Here is an 18,304-nt window from a genome sequence, read left to right on the forward strand (position 1 = left end):
CCCCTCTCTGTGGTCGGGCGACGAACGTTACATCATGCTAAGTAAATCCGGCAGTGCCGACGCGGGCCGACGCGAGCCGACGCGGAAGGTTTCCGACGACCCCTTGACAGGGGTGATCCGCGACCTCAGTCTCATAGCAGTTAGCCATGTGAAAGATTCTGGTGCGGACCGTTCCTGGGCACAAGGGAGTGCGCAATGATCTCGCTGGTCGTGACCGGCCTCTCGCAGGCGGCGGTGCTGATTCCGCTGGTCCTGGCGGTGAGTCTGGTGTTCCGTGTGAGCGGCGTCGTCAACTTCGGCGCGGGGAACTTCTGCGTCTTCGCCGGTGCCGCGTGCGCCTCCTGGGGGGCCGGCAACAGCGGTCTCGGCGTCGTCCTGACGATCGTGGTCGGCGGTGTCCTGGGCGCCGCCTGCTACGCGATCGCGATCGTGCCCGCGCAGCGCAAGAAGGTGCCGGTGATCGGCCTGACCCTCGCCACCCTCGGCTTCGGACTCCTGCTCAACTTCCTGACCCGCACGTGGTTCGGCGGCGAGCCCTCGATCGTGCAGCCCTGGATCCACGGCTCGGTCTCGATCGGCAGTTACGAGACCTCCAAGCAACGGCTGCTGGTCATCGGCCTGTCGCTCCTCCTGCTGCTCGTGATGTGGTTCCTGTTCGACCGGACGCTCATCGGGCACCACCTGTCCGCCGTCTCCTTCGACCACGAACTGGCGCAGGTCTACGGCGTCCGCACGATGCGGTTCGAACTGCTCGCCTGGGTGGTCTCGGGCGCCTGCCTGGTCATCGGCGGCATCTTCCAGGCCTCGCTCGGCAGCGTCTCGGTCGACGTCGCGCCCACCCTCCTCGTCCTGAGCCTGGTCGGCGCCGTCATCGGCGGCCTCGGAAGTCTCTTCGGCGCGGTGGGCGGCGCCGTCGTGGCCGGCTTCGTGATGACCTTCACCGACCAGCACATCGCCGCCAGTTACCACCTGACCTCACTCTTCGTGATCCTGTCCCTGGTGCTGCTCGTGCGGCCGACAGGGCTGTTCACCTTCCGCGGAACGGCTGAGCGCGTATGAGCACCATCGGACTGGACAAGGCCGCACCGCGCGAGGTGAGCGGCGCCCCGAAGAGACCCGAAGGAATACGCAGGGCACTGACCTCGGTCTGGGCCAAACACGTCGCGGGCCCACTGGTCCTGGTGATCGTCGGACTCGTCGCCGGCGGCAACGACTACTACGTCCACCTGGCGTCCGCCGGAGTCATCGCGTACATCCTCACGACGGCCTTCAACATCGTCTACGGCTACGCGGGCATCTTCAATCTCTCGGTCGTCATCACCTACGGCGTCGGGGCCTTCACCAGCGTCTATCTCGAAGTCCGGTTCGGAATGCCGTTCTGGCCCGCGCTGCTGATCTCCGTCGCGGTCACCACCGTGCTCTCCGTTCTCGTGGCGGTACCCACCCGAGGGCTCAACGAGCTGTTCCTCGCCATCCAGACGCTCGCCTTCGCGCTCGCGCTCGCCGAAGTCATGGTGAACTGGCACCAGTTCAGCGGCGGCACGATCGGCATCTACTCGATTCCGCTGCCCACGTTCTTCGGCCACCAGCTCATCAGCGGCTATCTCTCGTACTACTGGCTCGCCGCGTTCTTCGCGTGGCTCACGTACGAACTCGTCCTGCGCATCCACCTGTCGGCGATGCGGCGCAAACTGACCGCGCTGCGCGAGGGGCCGCGCGTCCTCGCCTCGGTGGGGGTCTCGCCCGACTCCACGCGGCTGGTCGCCTTCGCGATCTCCGGCGGCCTCGCCGGACTCGCCGGGGTGCTCTTCGCCCACTTCCAGCTCGTGATCGACCTGGAGACCTTCAGCTTCACCCGCCTGGTGGCGCTGCTGCTCGCCGCGATCCTCGGCGGAAGCGGCTACTTCCTCGGCCCGGTGTTCGGCGTCGTCGCCATCCTGGTGATGGACGAGCTGTCGCTGGCCACCAGCCAGGCCCAGGACCTGGTCTACGGCGTGGGCATCCTGGTGCTCGTCGTGCTCACCCGCGGCGGCATCGCGGGCGGCCTGGACAACCTCGTGAAGTGGCTGCTCAGGCGCCGACGGCCGGACGAAGCGGCAGAACCCACCGGCGAGTTGGAGCCGCGGGAACCGGGCCTCGCCGTCGCCGAGACGGTGACCCAGGTGACCCACCGCCTCGCGGACTCGGTCAGGGCCGTGCACCGGGACGCACGGGTCGAGGTGCGCGGAGTGTCGGTCGCCTTCGGCGGCAACACCGCGGTCAACGATGTCTCGCTCTCCTTCGCGACCGGTGAGGTCATCGGACTCATCGGCCCCAACGGCGCGGGCAAGACCACGCTCCTGAACGCGATCACCGGGGACGTCCGGGCGACCGGCTCCGTGCGCCTCGGCGACGACGAGATCCTCGGCACGCCCGCGCAGAACCTCGTACGGGCGGGCATCGGCCGGACCTTCCAGAGCCCGAAGGTCATCCCCGAACTGACCCTGCTGGAGAACGTCATGCTCGCCGGGGACGGCATCGGCAGGGTCGGCTGGCTCCGCCAGTCGCTGCTGAGCCCGGCCGCCCGCAAGCAGGCGCTGGCCGGACGCGACCGGGCGATGACCCTGCTCACCGACCTCGCCCTCGCCGACCGCGCCAGGAGCCTGGCCGCGGACCAGCCGTACGGCGTGCTCCGCCTGGTCGAGATCGCCCGCAATCTGATGCTCGACCCGGCGTTCCTGCTGCTGGACGAACCCGGCGCGGGACTGACCGAGTTCGAACGCCAGGAGATCGCCGCGACCGTCCGCGCGCTCGGCGCCCGCGACCTCGGGGTGGTCCTGGTCGACCACAATCTTCCGCTGATCACCAGCGCCTGCGACCGCGTCTACGTCCTGGACCACGGCCAGGTCATCGCGGAGGGCCCGCCCGACGAGGTCTTCGCACAGCAAGAGGTCATCTCCGCCTACCTGGGGGTTCCCGGATGAGCACGCCGCTTCTCGACGTCACCGGCCTGACGGCCGGCTACGGCGACCACCAACCCGTACTCCACGACGTCTCCTTCACCCTCGCCGAGGGCGAACTGCTCGGCCTGGTCGGGATGAACGGCGCGGGCAAGACGACCCTGATGCGCGCCCTCAGCGGCGGCCTCAAGCCCAGGTCGGGGGAGGTCTCCTTCCAGGGCGAGCGGATGAACGGATTCTCGACGGCCGCCAGCGTCCGCAAGGGGATCGTGATCGTGCCGGAGGGGCACCGCGTCCTGCGCCCGCTCACGGTCGAGGAGAATCTGCAGATCTCCGCGATGCGGCTGAGCAGGCGCGCCGTGCGGCGCGCGATCGCCGAGAAGCAGGCCCTGGTCTACGAGTTGTTCCCGATCCTGGCGGAGCGCCGCACGCAGCTCGCGGGCCTGCTCTCCGGCGGGGAGCAGCAGATGCTCTCCCTGGCCCGCGCCGTCATCCAGCGGCCCAGACTGCTGCTCCTGGACGAGCCGTCGCTGGGGCTCGCCCCGGTCGTGATCGAGAAGATCTACGCGTCCCTGCGGGCCCTCCAGGCCGAGGGCATCTCGATGCTGGTCGTCGAGCAGAACAGCGACCGCCTGGCCAGGGCCAGCGAACGGCTGATCGTCCTGCGCGACGGCCGGATCGCCGCCACCGGCACGCCGTCCTCCCTCCAGGGGGCCGAGCTCAACGCCGCCTATTTCGGCTGAGCGGCCGGGTCGCCCAGGTGTCCGGCCGCAGGGCCATGGGCAATACTTTACTTAGCTAAATAAATCGCCCCACGTCCTTCGCCCACGTCCTTCGCGCGACGTCCCTCCGCCCGACCTTCCCCGCCCGAATCCCCGCCCGAATCCCACGGTCCGATCTCCATCGCCCGACTCCCGAGGAGTTACGCCCCATGCTCACCGTTGACTACGCGGCACGACGCTCGATCGTCGAGCCGGACAGGCTGCGCCGCTTCTTCGGCGCCCGCAGTATCGCGGTCGTGGGAGCATCGCCGAGCTCCAGTTGGGCGCGCAATCTCCTCAACGCCCTCGAACTCGGCGGCGGGGTGCGGGACGTGCGCTTCGTCCACCCCAAGTACGACGAGGTGTTCGGCAAACCGACCGTCCCGACGCTGCGGGACCTCGAAAAGCCCGTCGACATGGCCTATATCATGGTCGGCCCGAGCCGGGTCGACGCCATCCTCGAGGACGCCGCCGCGGCGGGTATCAAGAACGCGGTCATCCTCGCCTCCGGATACGGGGAGTCCGGAGCCGACGGACGCGACCGGCAGCGGCGGCTGGCGCAGAGCGCGGTCGATCTCGACCTGACGCTCATGGGCCCGAACACCATCGGGTTCATCAACGCGGTGGACGGGGTGGTGCCCTGGGCCGTTGCCACCGAGTCCGCACCCGTGGCCGGTCCGGTCGGCGCCGTCTTCGAGAGCGGTTCGATGGCGCGGGCGACGTATCAGTTCGCCCAGGCGCACGGCGTGGGCTCCACGCTGTGGGCGTCGGTGGGCAACTCGGCCGTACTGACCAGCCTGGACGTCCTCGACTACCTGATCGAGGACGAGAGCACCCGCGCCATCGCCCTGTTCCTGGAGACCGTGCGCGAGCCGGACCGGCTCTTCGAACTCGGCACGAAGGCGCTGCGGGCGGGCAAGCCGATCGTGGTCTACAAGGCCGGGCGGAGCGAGGAGGGCATGCGCTCCGCCATGGCGCACACCGGCGCCATGGCCACCGACGACGCCGTCGTGGACGCGGCGTTCCGGCAGGCGGGCATGGTCCGCGTCGAGAGCGTCGAGGAACTGGTCGCGACCGCCGGGGTGTTCGGCTACAGCCCGCGGCTCCCGGACGGCCGCCGCATGGGCGTCGTGACCTCGTCCGGCGGCGGCTGCAACATCATCGCCGACCTCGCCTCGGTCAACGGCCTGGCCCTGCCCGGCTGGCAGGAGGACACCGGCGCCAAACTGGCCGCGCACCTGCCGGAGTTCGCCTCGATCCTCAACCCCCTCGACACCACCGGCTTCGGCCACGCCCGCGCCAGACCCCGGCCGACGAAGGCCGAGGACGACCTCATGGAGATCGCGGTCGAGGACTCCGGGATCGACTTCATGTTCTCGATGATGACGCCACTGCCGGACGAGCGCCCCGAGGACCCGACGTTCATCGAGAGCCGGATGAAGATCATCGGCGAGATCGTGGCCGCCTCGCCCGTACCGGTCTTCCTCTCGTCCAACACCTGCCTGGACATCTCGCCGTACGCCCTGTCGCTGCTCTCCGAGAACAAGCTGTTCCTGCTGCCCGGCGTCGACCTCGCGATCACCTCCCTCGGGCATGTGGCCCGGTGGGTCGAGCAGCGCGACGCGCTTCGGGTGACGGCGAGCGGGACCGGGGAAGTGCCGCCCGCCGCGGTCGGCGACGGGCCGACGGCCGGCACTTGGGCGGAGGACGAGGGGCGGGCCCTGCTGGAGGCGGCCGGTGTGCCGATCGTCCCGGCCGTGCTCGTCCACTCCGCGGCCGAGGCGGCGGGCGCGGCGGCCAAGGCCGGCGGCCCGGTGGCGATGAAGATCTGCTCGCGGGCCGTCGCGCACAAGTCCGACGTCGGCGGAGTCGTCCTCGGCGTCGAGGGCGCCGGGGCCGCGGCGACGGCGTACGACTCGATCACGGCGACGGTGGCGCGGAACGTCCCCGGCGCCGACCTGCGCGGTGTGCTCGTCTCGCCGATGCGGGAGCCGGGACAGGAACTCCTCGTCGGCGTCACGGTCGACTCGACCTTCGGGCCGGTGCTCGCGGTGGGCCTCGGCGGCATCTGGGTGGAGGTCATGAAGGACACCAGCCTGCGAGTGCTGCCCGTCGACGCCCGCGAAGTGCGCCGGATGCTGGGGGAGTTGAAGGGCGCCGCCCTGCTGCGCGGCGCACGCGGCAGCACGGCCGCCGACCTCGACGCGCTGAGCGAGGCGATCGTGGCGATCAGCCGGGCAGCCCTGTCGGTCGGACCCAGCCTGGACACTTTGGAGGTCAACCCCCTGCGCGTCAACGGCAGTCGGGTCGAAGCGCTCGACGTACTCGTCACGGCCACGGTGGGGGAGGACGCATGACCGCGCCCGACATCGAGCGCGCGACCGCGCCTGTGGTCACCCCGGACACCGCGCCCCGGCCCGCGCCCGGCGCGCCCGAATTCCTCGCCGGAGCGCTCGACGGGATCAAGGTCCTCGACCTCACCCGCTTCCTCCAGGGCCCCTACGCGACCCGCATCCTCGCCGACCTCGGCGCGGAGGTCGTCAAGGTGGAACGGCCGGGCGGCGAGTGGGACCGGCGGCTGCGCCAGGCCCCGGACGGATACGCCGGGTTCTTCACCGGCCTCAACCGCGGCAAGAAGTCGATCGCCGTCGACATCACCACCCCCGAGGGCCGCGACATCGTCAAGGCCCTCGCCCGCGAGTGCGACGTCGTCGTGGAGAACTTCCGGCTCGGCGTCATGGAGAAGCTGGGCCTGGGCTACGACACCCTGCGCCAGGAGAATCCGGGCATCGTCTACGCCGCCGCCTCCGGCTACGGCCCGCTGGGCCCGCGCGCCAAGGAGCCGATGTTCGACATGGTCGCGCAGGCCGTCTCCGGCCTCTCGGACTTCGTCCGCACCCCGGACGGGGCGCCCCGGCTCGCCAGCCGCGGCATGGCTGACTCCGCCGGCGCCGTCTTCCTCGCGATGGGCATCCTGACCGCGCTCCTGGCCAAGGAGCGCACCGGGCGCGGCCAGCGCGTGGACGGCTCGCTCGTCGGCTCCTGCCTGGCCATGCACACCGCCGAGGTCACCATCGCGCTGCACGGCGACGAGGTGAAGCGCACCCAGGGCCGTGTGACGTCGACCTCGGGCGCGTTCCGCTGCGGGGACGACCGCTGGATCGTCATCGGCGCCACCGACCAGAAGGTGTGGCACGGGCTGACCGCGGCCCTTGGCCGGCCCGACCTGCGCGACGATCCGCGGTTCGAGAAGAGCAGGATCCGCGAGCGGCACCGCGACGTCCTGGAGCCGGTCCTGGAGGAGATCTTCCTGACCGCCGACCGGGACACCTGGGTCGAGCGGATGCGGGACAACGGCGTACCCGTGGCTCCCGTCAACACCTTCGTCGAGGCCGCCCGCGACCCCGACGTCCTCGCGAACGGCTTCGTCGTCGAGCAGCCGGACGCGACCTGGGGGACCGTCCGCACCGTGGGCAGCCCGTTCCTGCTCAGCGCCACCCCCGCGCGGGTCGGCGACTGGACACCGGAGTTGGGCGCCGACACCCGCGACGTACTCGCGCGCCTCGGCGTCCCGCAGGACCGTATCGACGCGCTCGTCGCGGACGGCGTGGTCGAGCAGGCGCGGCCCGCGCACGCACCGTCGGAATCACCCCGAGCAACGGAAGAGGTGGGCAAGGCGTGAAGTACGGAACCCCGGAGAGCATCGCCGCCGCGGCGCGACAGGTGCTGTACGAGGCCGACCCGGCGTCCGGCATCGCGTATCTGACGCTGAACCGGCCGGAGAAGCACAACGCCATGAGCGTGCCCATGCGCGACCGAATCATCGAGCTGATGGCGCTTGCCGGGGACGACCCGACGGTGCGGGTCATCGTGATCCGGGGCAACGGGAAGTCGTTCTGCAGCGGCAACGAGATCAACGAGCAGTGGGGCCAGAAGCGCCCGCACGAGCGCCGCCGCACCCTGACGGTCGGCTACCGGTACGGCGCGGACATGGCGTGGGGCCGACTGGGCTTCAGCCAGGCGATCTCCCGCTCGCCGAAGGTCACCGTCGCCCAACTGCACGGCTACTGCGCCGCGGCGGCCTACTTCATGATCGCGTGCAAGGCCGACGTGGTGACGGCCGCCGAGGACAGCAGGATCGGCGCGCTCGAAGCGCGCTTCCTGGGCCCGGCGGGCGCGGTCGCCAGCGTGCACATCAACCGCATCCTGGGCATGAAGGCCGCCCGCCGCACCGGCTTCACCGCGATGCCGATGAGCGGGGCCGAGGCGCACCACCTCGGCCTCGTCGACACCGTCACCCCGGCCGCCGAACTCGCCGCGGCCACACGGACGATCGCGGCCGACCTCGCTGCCCGGCCCCCCGGCCACCTGCTGTACCTGAAGTCGCGGCTGCGCGCCGCCGAGGGCGTGATGGACACCAGCGTCCCTTCGATCACCGGGCTGTTGGTCTCGCACTTCCTCCAATCGGGCCCGGACGAGATGGACTTCTGGAAGACCGCGAGGGACGTCGGCGTCGGCGGCGCGCTCGACGCCGACAAGAAACGCAAAGGCGCGGCCGACCCCCGCCTGGGGGTGAAGGGATGAGCGCCGTCGACCTCCGCGTGGCCGACGGCCGCGCGTACATCGAGGTGGAGAGCTTCGCCCCGCTGACGGCCCATGACCCCGCCTTCGCCGCCGAGTTGGCCGCGGCCGTCGTCGAGGCGTCGGACGACGACCACGTCAAGGCGATCGTGCTGCGCACCACGGGGCCCGACTTCGCGCCGGAGGCGGCCACCGGATTCCCGTCCGCGGCCGAGGCGCCGACCACCTGGCACCGCGCCTTCGCCGCGTCGACCGCGGTCTACCAGGCGACCTGCTTCGCGAAGAAGGTCGTGATCGCCGAGGTGCGCGGGGCGTGCCACGGGGCGGGCACCGCGCTCCTGCTCTGTACCGACCTGGCCGTCGCGAGTGAGGACGCCGTGTTCGGCTCGCCCTTCCTCGATGTGCCCGAGGCGAATTTCGTCCTGGCCGCGCTGACGGTCCGGCTCAACCGCGCCAAGTCGTGGCTGCTCAGGGGGACCGTCCACGACGCGGCCACCGCCGGGCGGATCGGGCTGGTCAACCGGGTCGTCCCGGACGGCCGGCTCCGCGCGGAGGTCGTGTCGATGACCGCCGCCGTCATCGGCATGCCGCTGGACGGCATGACGATGTCGAAGATGCTCCAGCAGGCCGTCTACGACGCGCACGGCGTGGGCCGGGAGTTCGATCTGGCCGACCACTACGCGATCCACCGCGCGGCGGTCGGGTCCGGTCTCACTGAGGAGAGCGCATGAGCGAGGGCCGGGTCGAACTGGGCAAGGACCACGAGAACCACATCGCGACCGTCACCGTACGGCGTCCCGCGACGGGCAACCTCATGACCCGCGCCATGGCCGAGCAGTTCGCGGCCCACCTCGCGGACGTCGACCGGGACGACGACGTGAAGGCCGTCCTGATCCGCGGCGAGGGCGACGACCTGTGCGCGGGCTGGGACCCGGCCGACGCCTGGGACCAGTACGTGCAGGCGCCCGGCGGATCGGTGCGCAAGCACCCGAGCCAGCGGGCGCGGCTGATCGCGCTGGACGAGGCGTGGTGGGGGAGTACGGGCCTGTACAGCCGACTGCTGCACTGCCGGAAGGTGACGGTCGTCGAGGCGCGTGGCCGCTGCTGGGACACCGGCCTCTACCTGGCGCTCTGCGCGGACCTGGTGGTCGCGGGCGAGGACGCGACCTTCGGTTCCCCCCGGTGGCACAACGTCGGGGTGGACGGCGACATGTCGCTGCTGTTCGCGACGGTCGGCCTCAAGCGGGCCAAGGAGTTGATGTACTGCAACGTGGCCTGGTCGGCGCGGACCGCGCTCGACTACGGTCTGGTCGACCGCGTCGCCGAGGACGCGCCACGGGGGGCGGCCGAACTCGCCGCCATGTGCGCGTCGATCATGCGGGACGGCATCGTCACCGAGAAGTACGCCGTCTTCGCCTCGCTGGAGAAGCTGGGCGTCGGGCTCTCGTTCGCCGCGACCACCGTCGTCGGCGCCTCGCTGAGCAACATCCACTTCCAGCCGGGCGAGTTCAACTTCCTGCGGGAGGTGCGTCGCGAGGGCGCCGAGGCGGCCCTGGCGCGCTCACGCGAGGAGGTCGAGATCCGCTGACCGCCGCCTACGGCCGGTGCCCGCCGGCCGCCGCGGGCCGGGGGACGTCAGGGGCGGCGCGGCAGCTCGGGGTCGCAGAGCCGCTCCAGGGCGGGCAGCGCGGTGAGCAGGCTCTCCAGCTCCGTGTCGTCCAGCCGTCCCAGGTGCTCCTCCAGCCAGACCTCGCGGCTCTTGAGCACCTGCTCCCGCTCGTCGGCGCCGCTGGGCGTCAGCTCGATCAGCGCCGCCCTGCGGTCGGCGGGGTCGGCGGTACGGGAGACGTAGCCGAGTTCGATGAGGCGGTTGAGCGACCTGGTCACCGACGGCGGGGAGACCCTTTCCGACGCCGCCAGCTCGCCCGCGGAGACGGGCTGGTTGCGGCCGATGTTGAAGAGCAGCGAAATGAGGGCATAGCTCAGACCGTCGTCATTCTGCTGCCGCAATACCCGTCCGAGGCGACCGAGCGTCATCCGCAGGCGCGTCAGATCCTCGCGCCGGATGGCGTGCTCGTGCTTGACGCGGTCGACAGAGCCGTTAGTGGTCGTGGTCATCCTTACCCCGAATCTGGGCGTTCGCCTCATCAACTTCGCGCTGCTAAGTATGCGCCCGGCGGGCTTCCCGACGCCACGTGCCCACGCCGTAGATCTGTCAGGGCCATGTCCAGAAACCCCGTTTCATCGGGGGTTTGCGTACATCTGCGCTGATTTGCCGAACACCCTTGCGGGTGTCGGATTCAGCCATTAGTTTACATGGTTAGATAAATTGTGGCGACCGTCACACGGAGATCCCGTATCCCTGAGGAGGGAAAATGAAGGACTTCAGGCCGGAGCTGACGTACACCAGCTTCGAGGCGCACATGCACAAGGCCAAAACACCTCTGCAGCTCAAGCATCTCGAGACGGTTGTCCACCACTCGAAGGGCGAGGTGCTGGCCGACCTCGACATGGTCCTGCCGACGCTCTCGGACGACCCGCAGTACCACGAGTACGGCGTCCTGGGGAACGTCAAGGGGGACACCGGCCCGAAGGGCATCGAGCAGGTTCGAGCCAACTACACCGAGATGGTGAACAACGGCTCGTACGTCATCGAGTCGAAGAAGACCCGTGTGGTGGTCGGCGACTACGACATCGTCACCGAGGGCACCTTCCGGCAGATCCTGACCGCCGCGGTCGCCCGCAAGATGGGCTTCGTGGACGACACCTCGCCCGCGAGCCCCTTCTACGTGCTGTCGGCCAGGACCGTCGTCTTCTGGGAGTTCGACGAGAACGACAAGGCCAAGGGCGAGGACCGCTACGTCCTGGACCACCACATCGTCCCGCTGGCCGAGGAGGACCTGCCGGACGACTACCCCGACAAGTTCCGCACCGCGCCGAAGGCCGAGGTCTGAGCACATGACGACACACACCGAGGGCCGGTCGCTGGAGCAGCGGATCGACGAGCTGGAGGGCCGGGCGGAGTTCGCCGACATCGTCGCGGGCTACTGCGAGGGCACCGACCGCCGCGACATCGACCGCTTCATGAGCATCTGGCACGACGACGCCGAGTACCTGATCCCCGGCGGGCGCGGCGACTTCCACGGCACGGACGAGATCCGCCGCTCGCAGGAGGTCATCGGGAAGGTGTGGAAGGAGACCTACCACTGGACCACCAACAACACGGCCCGCTTCGAGACCCCCGACCGCGCGACCGGCCGCAGCGACGCCATCGCCGTCTGCGTCCACCCGGACGGCAGGATCAGTTGGGTGAGCTGCACCTACCACGACGTCTACGAGCGCCGCGCGGGCGCCTGGAAGCTCGCCCGGCGCCTGGTCGAGCGCTACTTCGTGAGCGCGCCGCAGGACGTCGAACTGCTTCCGCCCTTCTGACCGCAGGACCGCCGACACGGGCCCCATCGTCAAGGGAGACGAGATGAGTGCTGGACGAGTGCTGGTGGCCGGGGCCAGCGGGCTCATAGGGGCCGCGGCGATCACCGCCTTCGCCGCCGAGGGGTGGGACGTGGTCGCCTTCTCACGACGCCCGCCCGAGGCGGACGGATCCGTACGGTACCGGCACGTGCCGGTGGACCTCACGGACGGGTCCGCGACCCGCGAGGCCGTCGCCGCGCTGGCACCCCGGCCGACCCACCTGGTCTACGCGGCGGCGTACGAAAAACCGGACCTGGTCGCCGGGTGGTCCGACCCGCGGCAGATGGCGACCAACGAGGCGATGCTCGGCAACGTCCTCGGGCCGCTGGCCGAGGGGGGCGCGCTGCGGCACGCCACCGTCATGCAGGGGACGAAGGCGTACGGCGCCCACCTGCACCCGATCCCGGTCCCGGCGCGGGAGCGGGCGCCGCGCGACGACCACGAGAACTTCTACTGGCGCCAGGAGGACCTGCTCAGGGAGCTGGCCGACCGCCACACGTTCGACTGGACCATTCTGCGGCCGGTCCAGGTCGTGGGACCGGCGTACGGCGTCTCCTACTGCACACCGCCGGTGATCGGCGCCTTCGCCGCGCTCAGCGCCGCGACGGGCATCCCGTTCGGCTTCCCCGGCGGCACGGTCCACCCGGTGCGCCAGGTGGTGGACGCGCGGCTGGTCGCGGGCGCCCTGGTGTGGGCGGCGACCTCGCCCGCGGCTCGGGGCGAGCACTTCAACCTGACGAACGGCGAGGTGTTCTCCTGGCAGGAGCTCTGGCCGTCCCTGGCCGACGCGATGGGCGTGCCGTGCGCGCCGCCCCGTCCGATGAGTCTGACCGAGGAGCTGCCCCGGCTGGCCGGGGTCTGGCAGGACATCGTGACCAAGCACCGGCTGCGCCCGCTCTCCCTGCTCGACGTCCTCGGCCGGTCGCATCAGTACGCCGACTACACCTTCGGTTACGGCCTGACGACGATGCCGCCGCCCGCGCTCGTCAGCACGGTCAAGGTGAAACAGGCCGGCTACACCCGGGTCCACGACACCGAGGCGACCTTCCGCGACGCGCTGCGGACGCTGGTCGAGCGCCGCGTGCTGCCCGACCTGACGGGAGCCGCCGGGTGAACGCGCCGCCCGCGGCGCGCGAGCTCCGGCTGGTCCTGGCCTGGGGCACCGTGCGCGACGCGTCGTTCCCCGACCGTGTCGCCGCGGCCCGCCGGGCCGGGTACGAGGGGATCGGGCTCGCGATCCCGTACTACCGGGACCTGCTCGCGCGGGGGTGGAAGGACCGCGACCTCGCCGCGGTGCTCGCCGAGTGGGACGTGCGGATCAACGAGGTCGAGGTGCTGTTCGGCTTCCACGGCGCGCCGGGCCGACCGGCGGGTGTCGCCGGCCGTCCTGGTCTGGTCTACGCCGACCCGGAGCTGGAGAGGACCGCCTTCCATCTGGCCGACACCTTCGGGGTGCCCTTCGCGCAGACCGTCGGCACCTTCGACGCCCGGCCGGTCGGACCTGAAGTGGTGGACGCCTTCGGGGAGTTGTGCGACCGGGCGGCGGCGCACGGGCTGAGGGTGGCGCTGGAATTCGTGCCCTACAGCAGCATCCCCGATCTGGCGTCCGGGCTGGCCGTCGTGGCCGGGGCGGACCGTGGCAACGGCGGTCTGTGCGTGGACAGTTGGCACTTCTTCCGCGGTGACCCGGACCTGGGGCTGCTGCGTACGGCGCCGCCGGAGCGCGTGTTCATGGTGCAGTTCAACGACGGCCCGGTGCCGCCGGTCGACCCCGACCGCATGGTGGACGCCGTCCACCACCGGGTCCTGCCCGGCGAGGGCGATTTCGACCTGCGCGCGTTCGTGGCGGCCCTCGACCGGCCGGGCGTCGAGGCGCCGTTCTCGGTCGAGGTCTACTGCGACGCGCTGCGGTCGCGGCCGACGTCCGAGATGGCGCGGCGGGCGGCGGACGCCACGCGCGCGGTCGTCGCGTCCGCGCCGCGAACCCTCTGAAACGACCCGTGGTGTGACCGTTGACACGTATTGCTTCGCCTGGTTAAGTATGCATGGCTAAGTAATGGTGGGGATGAGGAGCAGATGAACCCTTACCGTGTCGCCGTCGTCGGTTCGGGACCGGCGGGCGTCTACGCGACCGACGCTCTCGTGCGCGGCGCGCTCGATGTGTCGGTCGACGTCTACGACCGGCTGCCCACGCCGTACGGCCTGGTGCGGTACGGCGTCGCGCCCGACCACCCGAGGATCAAGTCGATCGTGGTCGCCCTGCGGAAGGTGCTCGAACGCGACGGGGTCCGCTTTCTCGGTGACGTCCACGTCGGCCGCGACGTGACGACGCGGGAACTCGCGGAGCTGTACGACGCGGTGGTGTTCGCGACCGGCGCCTCCGTCGGCCGCAGGCTCGCCGTACCGGGGGAGGAGCTGGCCGGGGTCTGCTCGGCCACCGACTTCGTCGCCTGGTACAGCGGCCATCCCGACCACGCCCGCGCGGGGGAGTCCTTCCCGCTGGAGGCGGAGTCGGTGGCCGTCGTCGGCGCGGGCAATGTGGCGCTCGACGTGGCGCGCCTGCTGGTGAAGTCGGCGGCGGACCTGGCGCGGACCGACATGCCGCCGCACGTCCTGGACCGGCTCGCGCACAGCCGTGTCTGCGACGTCCACCTCGTCTGCCGCCGCGGGCCGGAGCACGCGAAGTTCACCGCGAAAGAACTGCGTGAACTGCTCGAACTCCACGATGTCGCGACCGAGTTGGACGCCGGGCTGCTGCCCGCCGGGTCGCAGGACCCGCTGACCGCGGCCAACCTCAAGGTCTTCGCCGACCTCGCCTCCCGTGAGGTGCCCGCCGTCCGGCGCACCCTGCGCTTCCACTTCTGGTCCCGCCCCGTGGAGCTGTTGGGCGAGGGCGGCGCCGTCACCGCCGTGCGCCTGGAAAGGACGCGGGAGGCCGGCGGCGCGGTCGTGGCGACCGGCGAGGTCACCGATCTCACGGCCGGCATGGTCGTCCGGTCGGTCGGCTACCACAGCACACCGGTCGGCGCCCTGCCGTTCGACGAGGACCTGGGCCGCGTCCCGCACGACGCGGGCCGGGTGCTGGGCCCCGACGGCCGGGCGCTCGACGGTCACTACGTCGCCGGGTGGGCCAAACGCGGGCCGTCCGGGGTCGTCGGCACGAACCGGGCCTGCGCCGCCGACACGGTGGCCGGTGTCGTCGCGGACCTGGCGGCCCGGCCGCCCCGCGGCGCCGGGCCCGACGAGGTCGACCGGGTGCTCGCCGAGCGCGGCGTCAGGCCCGTCACGTACGACGGCTGGCTGTCGATCGACGCGGAGGAGGAGAGCCGCGGCCGGAACCTCGGCCGGGCGCGTACCAAGATCCCCGACTGGGAGACCCTGCGGCACGTCGCCGCCGCGGACGCCGACCGGCCGGACCGGGGCGCGGCCTGACGCGCGGGCGCCCACGACCGCCCGAACCCCGGGCGCACCGGGAGCCGTTCGCCACCGCCCGAACCCCGCCCCACCGGAGGTTCATCACCGCCTGAACCGGCGGGCGTCCAACACCGCCCCCACCGGGAGCCGTTCATCACCGCCCGAACCGGCGGGCGTTCACCACTGTCCCTCTCAACCAGGAAGTCGGCATTCCCATGGCCTACGTCATCCACGGCGCCTGCATCGACGTGCTCGACCGGAGCTGCGTCGAGGTCTGCCCGGTCGACTGCATCTACGAGGGCTCGCGCAAGGCGTACATCCACCCCGACGAGTGCGTGGACTGCGGTGCCTGCGAGCCGGTCTGTCCCGTCACGGCCATCAAGTACCGCGACGAAGTACCCGAGGGCCAGGCCGACTTCGTGGAGGACAACGCCCGCTTCTTCCTCGAACCCCTTCCGGGGCGCGACGAGCCGCTGGGCCACCCCGGCGGCTCGGCCGACCTCGGACCCACCGGTGTCGACACCGCTCTGGTGTCCCACCGCCCGGCGTCGTCGGGCGGCGCCTGACCCCATCCACCTCGGAGGCCCAACCCGCCATGGAGAGCCTGAAGGAAGCACGCGACCAAGACCCGTATCCCTTCTTCGCCGACCGACTCGCCCGCGGTCCCGTCCACTGGGACGAGGGCATGAACGCCTGGATCGTCGTCGGCTACGAGGAGTGCCGGTACATCCAGCTCAACGAGGATCTCTTCGCCCACCCGTACTTCGAACTCAAGGGCGCGGCGGACGTCTACGGGGGACCCAAGGGCGTGCTGCTCCTCCAGGGCGAGCAGCACCACCGCGTCCACAACTTCCTCCTCCAGCACTTCACGCCGACGACGGTCCGCAAGTACCGCACCGCCTTCATCGCGGAGCTGGTGAGCGCCCGGCTCGACGCGATCGAAGGGCGCACCCATGTCGACCTCGCCGCCGAGTTCGCCTCGGTGGTGCCCAGCGACGTCATCGCCGCGCTGCTCGGACTCGACTGGCGCGACGAGGAGTTGATGGCCAAGTGCCGTCGCTGGAACTCCACGATGTTCCGCTGGACCGAGACCTTCGGCGAGGACGAGGAGGCGTACGCGGAGGCGGCCGCCGCGGCCTCCGCCCTCAACGAGGTGCTGCTCCCGGTCATCAGGGCGCGCCGGGAGGAGCCGCGCGACGACCTGATCTCGGTGCTGTGGGAGCAGGGGCAGGGCGTGCTGGAGCAGTGGGGCGAGGAGGAAATCCTGGCGCAGGCGCGGGTGCTGTTCTTCGCCGGTACCGACACCACCGCGCACTTCCTGAAGAACGCCATCCACACGCTGCTGAACCACCCCGAGTTGCAGGACCGCATCCGCGGGGACGAGCGCCAGATCGTGGCCTTCGGCGAGGAGGTGCTGCGCTACCTGGCGCCCGTGCAGTTCCGGGTGCGCGTGGCGACCCGTGACGTGGAGGTGGCGGGACGGCTGATCGGCAAGGGCGACCGGGTGCACCCGGTCAACGGGGCCGCGAACCGGGACCCCCGGCAGTTCCACCACCCCGAGACCGTCGACCTGGACCGCGGCAATCTCAAGACGCACGTCGCGTTCAACGTCGGCCCGCGCTACTGCGTCGGCGCGGCGCTCTCGCGCGGCGAGGAGGTCGAGGTGATCTCGCAGTTGCTCGACCGCTACGGGACGCTGCGCTGGGACCGCGACGCGGAACCGGCGCGCTACCGCGGCTACATGCCGCGCTCGTTCAGCCCGCTCAACGCCGTGGTGGCCCCGGCCGAAGAGGCCGCCCCGGCCCCGGCTCCGGCCACCGCCACCGTCAGCGCGGACGCGGACGCCTGCGTGGGCGCGGGGAACTGCGTCCTGGTGGCGCCCTCGGTCTTCGGCCTGGACGACGACGGGGCCGTGGCCGTGCTGCGGGAGCGGATCGGCGCCGCCGACCGCGCCGCGGCGGACGCGGCGGCGGCCGGGTGTCCGGCCGCCGCGATCATCGTGGAGGACTGACGACGCGGACAGCGAAAAGGTGGCCGGGCCCCGAGGGCCCGGCCACCGTCGTACGCGGCTGACGTACGGTCAGATCGCGGCCACGCGGCCCGATCGCGCGGACGCCTCGGCGAAGTCCACGACGGTCGTGTCCCGGACCGAGCCGAGACGGTCCCGCCGGGCGATGATGTCGTCCAGCCGCAGCGCCGTGCTCCCGGTGATCTCGTCGGCGGGCGTCCACTCCCGCATGCGGGACACCGTCGGGCCGTGGACGACGAAGACCTGGCCGGTGATCCCCCGGGAGTGCGCGCAGCCGAGGAAGGCCGTGAGCGCGGCGACGCTCTCGGGGTCCCACTCGTCGGCCGCGCCCTCGGCGGGCGCCATGCCCTCGACGACGCCTTCGGTCATGCCGGTCCGGGCGCGCGGGCAGATGGAGTTGGCGCGTACGCCGTAGCGTGCCAGCTCGCGCGCCGCGACCTGGGTGAGGGCGACGATGCCCGCCTTGGCGGCCGAGTAGTTGACCTGCCCGAAATTGCCGTAGAGCCCGGCCTCCGAGGACGTGGTCACCACGGCGGCGTCGACCGGCTCGCCGGACGCCTGGTGCAGCGCCTTCCAGTGGGCGGCGGCGAAGTGCAGGGGACCGGCGTGGCCCTTGAGGTGGACGGCCATCACCGCGTCCCACTCGGCCTCGGAGATGTTGACGATGGTGCGGTCCCGGATGATGCCCGCGTTGCAGACGAGGAAGTCGAGCTTTCCCCGGACGCCGGCCGCCTGGGCGATCAGCCGCTCCGCGCCGTCCCAGGTGGAGATGTCGTCCCCGTTGGCCTCGGCGCTGCCCCCGGCCGCGCGGATCTCCTCGACGGCCTCGTCGGCGGCCGGCCGGCCCTCCGGCGTACGGCCCACGTCGTTGACCACCACATGCGCGCCCGCCCGTGCGAGCGCCCGCGCCTCGGCGCGCCCGATGCCCTGGCCGGCCCCCGTGACGACGGCGACCTTCCCCTTCAGCTCGTCCATTTCTCGCCCTTCTCCTCCGTGCTCGTGCGGCTCGGTCCGCGAGATGTGCCCCCGGGTGATCAGCGTGAACAGCGTGATCAGGAGGCACTGAAACACATTTGCTTAGCCAGGTAAAGAGATTGACGCGATCCATT

At 71.2% G+C, this 18,304-nt stretch carries 17 protein-coding genes; 15 read left to right on the plus strand and 2 right to left on the minus strand.

What is annotated here, in order from left to right; translation table 11 throughout:
• The first annotated feature begins 195 nt into the window (after nt 1-195).
• From ACFY9V_RS25290 to ACFY9V_RS25325, 8 genes are all read left to right on the plus strand, one after another.
• A complete protein-coding gene (locus ACFY9V_RS25290) occupies nt 196-1,059 on the plus strand; it encodes a branched-chain amino acid ABC transporter permease (RefSeq protein ID WP_355342471.1) in 864 nt (287 codons plus the stop codon).
• A complete protein-coding gene (locus ACFY9V_RS25295; protein WP_391163027.1) occupies nt 1,056-2,963 on the plus strand; it encodes an ATP-binding cassette domain-containing protein in 1,908 nt (635 codons plus the stop codon). The genes ACFY9V_RS25290 and ACFY9V_RS25295 overlap by 4 nt, the downstream gene beginning before the upstream one ends.
• Complete coding sequence (locus tag ACFY9V_RS25300) at nt 2,960-3,682, plus strand: ABC transporter ATP-binding protein (RefSeq protein ID WP_355342465.1); 723 nt, start codon at nt 2,960-2,962, stop codon at nt 3,680-3,682. Before ACFY9V_RS25295 ends, ACFY9V_RS25300 begins: the two co-directional genes overlap by 4 nt.
• A gap of 188 nt (nt 3,683-3,870) precedes the next feature.
• Nucleotides 3,871-6,057, plus strand: coding sequence for an acetate--CoA ligase family protein (locus tag ACFY9V_RS25305; protein ID WP_391163028.1), 2,187 nt, complete (start codon nt 3,871-3,873; stop codon nt 6,055-6,057).
• On the plus strand, nt 6,054-7,382 hold the full coding sequence (locus ACFY9V_RS25310; RefSeq protein WP_391163029.1) for a CoA transferase: 1,329 nt from the start codon (nt 6,054-6,056) through the stop codon (nt 7,380-7,382). The genes ACFY9V_RS25305 and ACFY9V_RS25310 overlap by 4 nt, the downstream gene beginning before the upstream one ends.
• Nucleotides 7,379-8,284, plus strand: a complete 906-nt coding sequence (locus ACFY9V_RS25315; RefSeq protein ID WP_391163031.1) for an enoyl-CoA hydratase-related protein — start codon at nt 7,379-7,381, stop codon at nt 8,282-8,284. The genes ACFY9V_RS25310 and ACFY9V_RS25315 overlap by 4 nt, the downstream gene beginning before the upstream one ends.
• Entirely contained in the window at nt 8,281-9,012 is a 732-nt protein-coding gene (locus ACFY9V_RS25320; protein WP_391163032.1) for an enoyl-CoA hydratase-related protein, read from the plus strand. The genes ACFY9V_RS25315 and ACFY9V_RS25320 overlap by 4 nt, the downstream gene beginning before the upstream one ends.
• Complete coding sequence (locus ACFY9V_RS25325; protein ID WP_391163033.1) at nt 9,009-9,869, plus strand: enoyl-CoA hydratase-related protein; 861 nt, start codon at nt 9,009-9,011, stop codon at nt 9,867-9,869. Before ACFY9V_RS25320 ends, ACFY9V_RS25325 begins: the two co-directional genes overlap by 4 nt.
• Before the next feature lie 47 nt (nt 9,870-9,916).
• Here ACFY9V_RS25325 and ACFY9V_RS25330 read toward each other — a convergent pair whose 3' ends face one another.
• Complete coding sequence (locus tag ACFY9V_RS25330; protein WP_355342447.1) at nt 9,917-10,399, minus strand: MarR family transcriptional regulator; 483 nt, start codon at nt 10,397-10,399, stop codon at nt 9,917-9,919.
• Between the two features lie 257 nt (nt 10,400-10,656).
• Here ACFY9V_RS25330 and ACFY9V_RS25335 point away from each other — a divergent pair, with 257 nt between their 5' ends.
• The 7 genes from ACFY9V_RS25335 to ACFY9V_RS25365 all read left to right on the plus strand — a co-directional run bounded on the left by ACFY9V_RS25335 (nt 10,657) and on the right by ACFY9V_RS25365 (nt 17,177).
• Nucleotides 10,657-11,235 (plus strand): hypothetical protein, encoded by a 579-nt coding sequence (locus tag ACFY9V_RS25335; protein ID WP_355342444.1) that lies wholly within the window; start codon nt 10,657-10,659, stop codon nt 11,233-11,235.
• 4 nt (nt 11,236-11,239) lie between these two features.
• Nucleotides 11,240-11,713: a nuclear transport factor 2 family protein gene (locus ACFY9V_RS25340; RefSeq protein WP_391163034.1), complete on the plus strand. Its 474-nt coding sequence runs from the start codon at nt 11,240-11,242 to the stop codon at nt 11,711-11,713.
• 43 nt (nt 11,714-11,756) lie between these two features.
• Entirely contained in the window at nt 11,757-12,866 is a 1,110-nt protein-coding gene (locus tag ACFY9V_RS25345; RefSeq protein WP_391163035.1) for an NAD-dependent epimerase/dehydratase family protein, read from the plus strand.
• On the plus strand, nt 12,863-13,744 hold the full coding sequence (locus ACFY9V_RS25350) for a TIM barrel protein (RefSeq protein ID WP_391163036.1): 882 nt from the start codon (nt 12,863-12,865) through the stop codon (nt 13,742-13,744). Before ACFY9V_RS25345 ends, ACFY9V_RS25350 begins: the two co-directional genes overlap by 4 nt.
• 84 nt (nt 13,745-13,828) lie before the next feature.
• Nucleotides 13,829-15,184 (plus strand): FAD-dependent oxidoreductase, encoded by a 1,356-nt coding sequence (locus tag ACFY9V_RS25355; RefSeq protein WP_391163037.1) that lies wholly within the window; start codon nt 13,829-13,831, stop codon nt 15,182-15,184.
• 197 nt (nt 15,185-15,381) lie between these two features.
• Nucleotides 15,382-15,732 (plus strand): ferredoxin, encoded by a 351-nt coding sequence (fdxA, locus tag ACFY9V_RS25360; RefSeq protein ID WP_355342430.1) that lies wholly within the window; start codon nt 15,382-15,384, stop codon nt 15,730-15,732.
• Nucleotides 15,733-15,761: 29 nt separating this feature from the next.
• A complete protein-coding gene (locus ACFY9V_RS25365; RefSeq protein ID WP_391163038.1) occupies nt 15,762-17,177 on the plus strand; it encodes a cytochrome P450 in 1,416 nt (471 codons plus the stop codon).
• 69 nt (nt 17,178-17,246) lie between these two features.
• Here the strand turns inward: ACFY9V_RS25365 and ACFY9V_RS25370 are convergent, their stop codons facing one another.
• Nucleotides 17,247-18,170, minus strand: coding sequence for an SDR family NAD(P)-dependent oxidoreductase (locus tag ACFY9V_RS25370; protein ID WP_391163039.1), 924 nt, complete (start codon nt 18,168-18,170; stop codon nt 17,247-17,249).
• Between the last annotated feature and the right edge of the window lie 134 nt (nt 18,171-18,304).

This window comes from Streptomyces sp. NPDC008317 (assembly GCF_042955955.1).
Classification (GTDB): Bacteria; Actinomycetota; Actinomycetes; order Streptomycetales; family Streptomycetaceae; genus Actinacidiphila.